Here is a 7472-nt window from a genome sequence, read left to right as displayed (position 1 = left end):
CGCCTTGGTGACGGTGTACCGCTTCGCGGAAGCCTGTGGCTACATGCAGAGCCTGAGCCGCTCGAAAGCCGCTGCGATCGCGCTGCTGGGGGATGCCTTTGGCGGCAACCGCTCCGCGGAAGACTGCGTCTACGTGGTGAGCGACCGCTTCTCCGCCTACAACCATCTCCCCCTGGAGCAGCGCCAGCTGTGCTGGGCGGACGTGATCCGCGATCTCACCGCCATCGCAGAACGCCCGGGCGTCAGCGGTGAGATCGGAGCGGAGCTGCTGGGCCTGCAGCAGCAACTGTTTGCCCAGTGGCACCGCTACAAAGACGGAACGATCGACTGGTCCACATTGCAGCAGGGCTGCCGGCCGATCCGCCAGGCGTTTGTGGGCACGCTGCGGCGGGTGGTGGAGCTGGGCTGCCAGCGCGGCGAGCGAACGCCGTGGGCCAAGACGGTGCGTACCTGTCATCAGTTGCTGCAAGTGAGCGATGGCCTCTGGACTTTCCTGGAGATTGAAGGGATCGAGCCCACCAACAATGCTGCCGTAGACGAATTCTTCTCCGCAGGAGTACGTGCCCTGCGCCATTCGGTGATTCAGCGCAAGATCAGCCATGGCGTCCAATCCCGCCAGGGTGCGATCTGCCGCAGCAGGCTGCTCACGGTCACCACCAGCCTGCGGCAACAGGGCCGTGATATCTGGCAGTTCCTGGAGCAGGCCTTGATCGCCCATCATCGCGGCGGCGAGATGCCATCGCTGTTGCCGAATCCCTGAATCGGCTGTCATCGATCGTGGTGTCTGTGGTCGCTCGTTGATCAACGATCAGGGGTAGAATGCTGCGCTGCGGCGTCACGGCCCCTGAACGGGTACGGGCTGGGGGTGCGTCGCAGGGCTGGAGGGCGGCGCAACGAATATAGCGCGGTAACCAGAAGGGGTAGACATCATTGCTTACCAAGGAATCAAAGCAAGGTAACCACTCTCACAGCGTATTAGACATTCCTCTCTGATTGCCAAGGGTCGACAGTCTCGCGTCCTAAAGAATTGACTTAGGGATGATAATGTGATGGATACTAACTTTATCCAGTGACTACTCCAGTCATGGAAGGGCTCAAGGACTCAATAGAATCACTGTCTTCCAGCTTCGAATTGATCGAGGGCAACCAGGATCGAATGCTGGAAGATATCGAATCCCCAAGCTTGAGCTTGACTATGCCGAGCCTGACTCGTTTGCTTCCAAGCTCATAGAAGCCTTCATTCGCCTTCAAGCTGCTGTGGATGTGCTGGCAGAAGCCAAGGACGATTTGCCCTCCTACAACTCCTACCAGGAACTAAAAGCACTCAGGCCCGTGCCTAGTGGGTGCACGGATACGTGTGCCGTCCCACCACATTTGCCATACGAATTGGAGGGATCTGCGGAGTGCTTAGGCCTGCTGCCTAGCAGAGCTGATGGCACGGCGACGTAGTTCCATCAGTTCGCCAAGGTCCTGGGCCAGCCTGGGGGACTGCTCCAGGGTCGCCTGGAGGGTTTCTGTGTCAATCATGAGCACACGCAGGTGATCGACTGCCTGGATGCTGGTGTCGCTGGTCTGATCGGAAAGCAGAGAGGCCTTGACCCCAAAGAGCTCACCGACGGAGAGCACCCCGATCGTGCGGGGCCTTCCACGCAGATCCTCCAGGATCAAAGTCACCTGGCCCTCGAGGATCAAGAAGAGGCCGGGCAGGGGAGCACCTTGAGCCAACACCCGCTCCTGGGCCGCATAGTCGAGCAGCACACTTCGCTCAAGGATGGCTTCGAGTAGGGGGGTGGCCAGGCCGGCGAAGCAGGGAGTCCGCTGCAGAATCCTCAACTGCTGCCCCTGCTGCTTCTCGGGCGGTAGCTGGCGGCTTTCAAACGGGGCGTTCACCAGGACCGGCAGGGGCATGGTCAGCCCGTGGCGCCGGGCGGCATACCAGATCCGGGTCTTGAAGGCCTGGACAGCCCTCAGGCCGCTTTCGTAATCGGGGCTGAAAAGGCGAACTCCATAGGAGATGGCGTAGTCGCCGTAGTCATCAAGGAGGATTTCAGGTGGGGGATCTGCGACCACATCTTCGATCTCCAGGGCCAGATCGAGCAGCACCTGCATCACCTTTTCGGGAGGGTCGTCGCAGGCGAACGAAAAGCAGAGACGGTCACCGCGGACTCCTGTTGGGCGGCTGAGGTTGGTGAAGTTGCCCTTCGCCAGCAGAGCATTCGGAACCACCATCAGATCATTGTTCGCCGTGAGGATGTGGACAGAGCGCCAGTTGATCTCTACCACCTTGCCCCGTACGGTCTCGAGGTGGATCCAGTCGCCGAGTTTGATCGGTTGCTCGAACAGCAGGGCGATGCCGGAGAAGACGTTGCCCAGGCTGTCCTGCAGGGCGAGGCCGATCACCAGGGAGCCCACCCCCAGGGCTGTCAGCAAGCCCCCAAGGTTGGCCCCCCAGACCGTGGAGAGCACGATCGCTGCGCCGATGCACACCAGCACGAAGCGGCCCACATCCCGCAGCAGCTGGGGCACCTTGGCCTGCCAGCTGTCCGCCTGGGTGCCCGTGAACAGAACGACGTTGAGCAGGGTGAGCGCCGCATAGATGATCGTGATCCACAGCAGCGTCTCCGAGAGGCGGGCGAACACCTCCGAGCGGGGGATCCGCAGCACCTCCACCAGGGCGATGAAGAGGGCGAGCGAGGGCAGCACCCACTGACGCAGGATCTCAAACGGAGCCGCTAACTGGGCTTTGCGCCGCTCCAGGCGCAGAATCAGTTCCCCAAGAACAATCATCGCCAGGGGGAACCCCAGCACCAGAGCCAGAACCCAGCCAATGCTGTTTGGCTGAAGGGAGAGCATGGGCATAGCTCAACTCACCGCCGCCGGGGAGGCGCTTGCATTTCCAGACTCGCGAAGCGTGCTGACTTCCCAAATGGTCAGAGCACCGACTTCTTCTGCGTCGATCTCCTTCACCGGCTCAAAGCGGTAGAGCCCCTGGAGGGCCTCGAAGACGGAACCGGAAGCCTGGATCACATTCTGCTTGGGCGACTCGTGGATCTGCTTGGCAATGTTGATGGTTTCGCCCCAGACTTCGTAATTAAACTTGGTCTTGCCCACCACGCCTGCGGAGATCGGGCCGGTGTGAATGCCGATGTCCAGGCTGAGGTCAAGTTTCTGCGAAGTGCTGAAACGACGGATGATTTTGAGCATCGCCAGGGCGAAGTCGACCGTTCGCTTGGCATGGTCGACCCTGGGCACCGAGAGGCCGCAGATCGCCAAATAGGTAGAGCCCATGGTCCGCATCTTCTCGACGCCATAGGTCTCTGCCGCTTCGTCGAAAGCTCCGACCAGATCATTGAGGATCACAAAAGCCTGATCAGAAGAGAGCTGGGCGGCGAGGGCATCGAAGCCTTCGACGTTCGCGTAGAGCACCGTGACATTGGGGAAGCTGTCGGCCCTGACCTCCTCACCGCTCTTGAGGCGGGCAGCGGCCTTGGGCGGCAGGATCGTCAGCAGCAGGCGATCGTTCTCGACCACCTGTTTCTGGATTTCCGTCTCTTTGTCCTCGAGGGAGCGGGCCATTCGATTGAAGGAACCCGTGAGCTCTCCGAACTCATCAGAGGAGCGCACTTCGACCTGGACCCCGCTCTTGCCGGCTGCGATCTCCTCTGTGCCGGCGATCAGTCGACGGATCGGGGTCAGGAAGGAGCGGGACACCCGGATCGAGAACAACGTGATCAAGGGAATCAGTAACGCCGTGACAATCAGAAGCAACCGACTGAGATCGTTGACGCCCTTGAAGATCTCCGCCTGGTCCATCTTGGCAATCAGGGCCCAATGGAAGTCGCCCAGCTTGATCGGCTGGTAGGCGCCAAGCACCGGTACACCGCGATAATCGTTGTAAGAGGCCACCCCTGGCCAGCCCGCCAGGGCCTGATTGATGGCGAACGTGGCGGCTTTCTGGATCAGGATCGGGGTGTCAGCGATCTTGATCTGATTGAGGGTGTCGGCATTAATCCGTTGGTCCTTGAGGGTCTTGAGGTAGGCGGTACGATCCTCCAGAAAGAAACGGGTCGTGGAGCGCAGCAGGTTGTCCTGGCCCACCAGGTAGCTCTCACCGGTGGAGCCCAGGCCCACCTGCTTCCATTGGCGGTTGGCATTCATGATGGCGTCGATCTTCTCGGACGACACCTGAATCACCAGAGCTCCCACAAACTTGTCTCCATCAAAGACCGTCGTGGTCATGAAGGCGGAGGGCTTGCCGAGGCTGGGTCTGTATTGCTCGAAATCGATCATGCCGACGAAATCGGGATCCCGTGATTTTCGGGCCATCTCCCAGGCCCTGGCCAGGCCACTTTCGGAGAACGGGCCACTGCGAAGATTGGTGCCAAAATCAACTTCCTTGGAGACGCTATAGAGAACAACACCGCTGTCGATGTCGATCAGGAAAATGTCGGGGTACTTGAACTCATCGGCGATCACCCGAAAGCGATCATGATAAGATTCATGAATCTTGCTGTAGTCGCTGCCATCTCCAGCGTTGGCCAATCTGGATCGACGCCCCATGGGGTAGGGGTTTTTAGCTGTGTAGTGGTACTTAAGGTATTGAGGGGCTGGAGTAGGAGGGAAGTAAGTGGCCAGCTTGGGATTGCCGCCTATATTCTTCTTTAACGCAGGCAGGAATTCGTTAGTATAATATTCCTTAAGAGTGTTGATCTACTCGGGAGAGAGCTTGCTATCCTCTAGTTTATCGAACGCCGGCTTGAACGAATTGATCGCATCCACCACCATCTTCTGATAACCGAGAGTCAGGGTGTGGGCCCGGAGGCCATCGAAATAATTTTTGATGGCCTCGGCGCGGGCATTGCGCAGGCTGACCAATTGCTGGTTGGCGGCCTCCACCATCGAGGCACGACCGCTGAAGTAGCTCACAAGGCCCGTGAGCGTGATCGAGAGCAGACTCACTCCGAGCACAAGGGACAGCAGTTTCGACTGGATGCCGAGTCTGTTGAAGAACGTCACCGATCAATGCAGCCGCGATAAAGTATAAGCCAGCGTGCGTGGACACACCACGTTGTTGATCTGACGGTTGGGCGGAAGGAAGGCCGCCAGGGTTGGGGCGTCACCGACCTTGCCGCACCTCACCTTCTCTGGATCGCAGGCCAAGGGTCCAACTGCGGCCGTCTGCCTGGAAACCTTGACCCAGGCCCCATGCTGAGGACGAGTGGTTCAGGGACCTGGTATCGCACCCGACAACTGGGTCTCCTCCAGATGCCTTCTGTAAAACAAAAACCAAGGGTCACTGTCGGCGCATGGCCGACAGGTGGCTAGCCACGTCAGACAGGCCACTGGCGGCGTAGAGGCACTGTCTGGATAGAAAAAGTGTTCCCCGCGTCCAGTGGCAGACCCTCGAACTGCAATCAGTTCATAGCGCCTTGGAGATCAGACGCACCATCGCCTCACTCTCAGAAGGATTGGAGCGCCGCTGAAGGCACCTGGTCAAGTGTTGGGCCTCGCCAGAAGAGGCAGACTACCTCACTCCTCCTCGTCAGCCCCACCAACAGGGACCAGACGGATCACCTTGCGCCCCAGCTTGATCTCAAACTCATCACCGGGGCTGAGGTCCAGCAACGCGGAGTAGGCCTTGCCGATCAGCACATTCCCGTTGCCCTGGACGGTGGCCACGTAGCTGAGGGAGCGGCCACCCTTGCCATTGCCGGAACCATCACCCAAGCCAACCCCTTTGGCCTCGAGCAGGGCTTCATTGAACGCCGTGACATTCAGGCGCTCACCACCATCCTTCTTTGTGCTGACGTAGCCAGCCTCCCGCACCAGGTCCGATTTGGAGACATCGCCAAGCTCCTTGACGCGAGCAAGGAGATCAGATCCGGTAAGGGTCATGGTGTTGATGTATCAATCAGCTGGACCATGACGAACAAGCTGTTGGCTACCAGAGCAAGAAGGTGCGGGTGTTCGCCCCGTCAGCGGAGGCTTTCGCGGGCTTCGCCATCACCATAACTATCCAGGTCGATGTGACCCTGGCGTAGCCAGCAACAGAGCGGCAAGTGGGGGCGGGTTCAGCGGCTTCTGCCCAGTCTGATGGCCGACGTCCTTATCCTCTGGCCCTTGCTCAGGGGTGTTGCGGTGAGTTCCTCGCCCACCAGGTCCTGGATCAGGGGGTAGAAGCGCACCTCGAACCATTTGCGGAACACCTCGTAGGTGCGCTCTGCCGGCCAGGTGCCGGTGTCGCGATGCCAGTAGTCGAGCTCCGCCTCAAAAATTGCCTCGTAGATCTCCTCGAGGATTTCTTCGGCCTCCTCCTGGGTGTCGTAGTCAGGGATCAGATACAGGCAGGGCTCACGGGCTCCGGCAGCTTCCACATCCAGCCCGAGCTGGCGTGCCCAGTCGAGCAACTTAGGGCTGGGGTAGATCCCCACCGCGCAGCGGTTCACCACGGCCATGGCCCACCCGGCGGTATGGCCCAAACGCCAGGCCTGGCCACTTGAGCAGGCATGGCACTGCCGGGGATGCCAGACAACGTCTCGGCTGGGGGAGAAGGGGCCAGGAGAATGGGACCCTCTCAATGAAGCCTCCGAGGCACGTCGATGAAGGTGATCGTCGATCTCTGCGTTGTTCCGATTGGGGTCGGCATCAACCTGGCGCTTTACATCGCTGCCTGCGAGCGGGTGCTGCTGAACGCCGGCCTCAAGATCCAGCTGCACCCCAACGGCACCGCGATCGAGGGCGAGTGGGGACCGGTGTTTGCTGCGATCGAGGCCTGCCATACGGCCGTACACGCCATGGGCGCTCCCCGCATCTTCACCACCGTCAAGGTCAACACCCGCACCGATCGAGATCAGACGCTGGAAGACAAGGTGGCGAGCGTTGAGGCGTTGCTCCAACAACTGCCGGAACGGGGCCAATGAGAAGGGCGCCCCGTGTCGGGCGCCCTACTGCTTAGCAGAAGCCCAAGGGCTAGGGCCGGTTGCAGGGCTAGGGCTCGCGCTGCCCTGGTCGAGGCCTCTGATCCATGGATAGATCCGCTGGACCGTCGTGTCAGTACGGCAAGCCGATCCACCGCAGCGCCGGCTGCACCAGAGTGGGCTCAGCTGCCCAGTGCAAGGAGAGCGGCGCATCGGTGCGTGCTGAATGCCCGACGCCTCCTCTCTCGCCAACAACAGCAGCACCTGTGGACTGGAATCCGGCTCAATGGGATCACCGAGGTCGATGGCAGCAGGGCCCTGCGTGCTGCCATCGACCGCGGACGGATCCCCACCCAATTCGTCAGCGCCACCAGAGGCGAAACCGGCAAACGCCGGACGATCTATGTGGACGTGGAGGGTTTCGCCTCACATCTGCGCAACAAGTGAGGCCATCGAGGCACTGTCGAACCAGCGTTGGTAAAGACTGGTGTGCACCATCAGAGAATGCCCAAGGCTCTTGGCGGCAAGGGATGGGCTCAGTTGCGGGTTGTGAAT

The 7472-nt window shown here is 60.3% G+C and carries 7 protein-coding genes; 2 read left to right on the top strand and 5 right to left on the bottom strand.

Annotated elements, in window-relative coordinates; translation table 11 throughout:
• On the top strand, window positions 1-760 hold a 760-nt coding region (locus tag KQ310_RS03400; protein WP_259720381.1), incomplete at its 5' end, for a transposase.
• A gap of 647 nt (window positions 761-1407) precedes the next feature.
• Here KQ310_RS03400 and KQ310_RS03395 read toward each other — a convergent pair.
• From KQ310_RS03395 to KQ310_RS03375, 5 genes are all read right to left on the bottom strand, one after another.
• Window positions 1408-2853 (bottom strand): mechanosensitive ion channel family protein, encoded by a 1446-nt coding sequence (locus KQ310_RS03395; RefSeq protein WP_259720380.1) that lies wholly within the window; start codon window positions 2851-2853, stop codon window positions 1408-1410.
• A 9-nt stretch (window positions 2854-2862) separates the two neighbouring features.
• Window positions 2863-4542, bottom strand: coding sequence for an adenylate/guanylate cyclase domain-containing protein (locus KQ310_RS03390; RefSeq protein ID WP_259720379.1), 1680 nt, complete (start codon window positions 4540-4542; stop codon window positions 2863-2865).
• Between the two features lie 168 nt (window positions 4543-4710).
• The gene (locus tag KQ310_RS03385; protein ID WP_259720378.1) at window positions 4711-5016 is read right to left on the bottom strand and encodes a hypothetical protein; all 306 of its coding nucleotides are present in this window, start codon (window positions 5014-5016) and stop codon (window positions 4711-4713) included.
• Between the two features lie 513 nt (window positions 5017-5529).
• The gene (locus tag KQ310_RS03380; RefSeq protein WP_259720377.1) at window positions 5530-5895 is read right to left on the bottom strand and encodes an AbrB family transcriptional regulator; all 366 of its coding nucleotides are present in this window, start codon (window positions 5893-5895) and stop codon (window positions 5530-5532) included.
• Window positions 5896-6071: 176 nt separating this feature from the next.
• The gene (locus KQ310_RS03375; RefSeq protein ID WP_259720376.1) at window positions 6072-6455 is read right to left on the bottom strand and encodes a hypothetical protein; all 384 of its coding nucleotides are present in this window, start codon (window positions 6453-6455) and stop codon (window positions 6072-6074) included.
• A 144-nt stretch (window positions 6456-6599) separates the two neighbouring features.
• Here KQ310_RS03375 and KQ310_RS03370 point away from each other — a divergent pair, with 144 nt between their 5' ends.
• Window positions 6600-6920: an MTH1187 family thiamine-binding protein gene (locus KQ310_RS03370; protein ID WP_259720375.1), complete on the top strand. Its 321-nt coding sequence runs from the start codon at window positions 6600-6602 to the stop codon at window positions 6918-6920.
• Window positions 6921-7472 lie beyond the last annotated feature (552 nt).

This window comes from Synechococcus sp. CS-1328, from assembly GCF_025128095.1.
In the GTDB taxonomy this organism is placed as follows: domain Bacteria; phylum Cyanobacteriota; class Cyanobacteriia; order PCC-6307; family Cyanobiaceae; genus CBW1002.
The sequence above is the reverse complement of the archived record's forward strand: the minus strand, read 5'-3'. Positions and strand labels throughout refer to the sequence as shown.

Excerpts from the sequence above, each read along its gene's own strand:
- KQ310_RS03395 (WP_259720380.1), bottom strand. The coding sequence starts at position 2,853 with ATGCTCTCCCTTCAGCCAAACAGCATTGGCTGGGTTCTGGCTCTGGTG.
- KQ310_RS03380 (WP_259720377.1), bottom strand. The coding sequence starts at position 5,895 with ATGACCCTTACCGGATCTGATCTCCTTGCTCGCGTCAAGGAGCTTGGC.
- KQ310_RS03375 (WP_259720376.1), bottom strand. The coding sequence starts at position 6,455 with ATGGCCGTGGTGAACCGCTGCGCGGTGGGGATCTACCCCAGCCCTAAG.
- KQ310_RS03370 (WP_259720375.1), top strand. The coding sequence starts at position 6,600 with ATGAAGGTGATCGTCGATCTCTGCGTTGTTCCGATTGGGGTCGGCATC.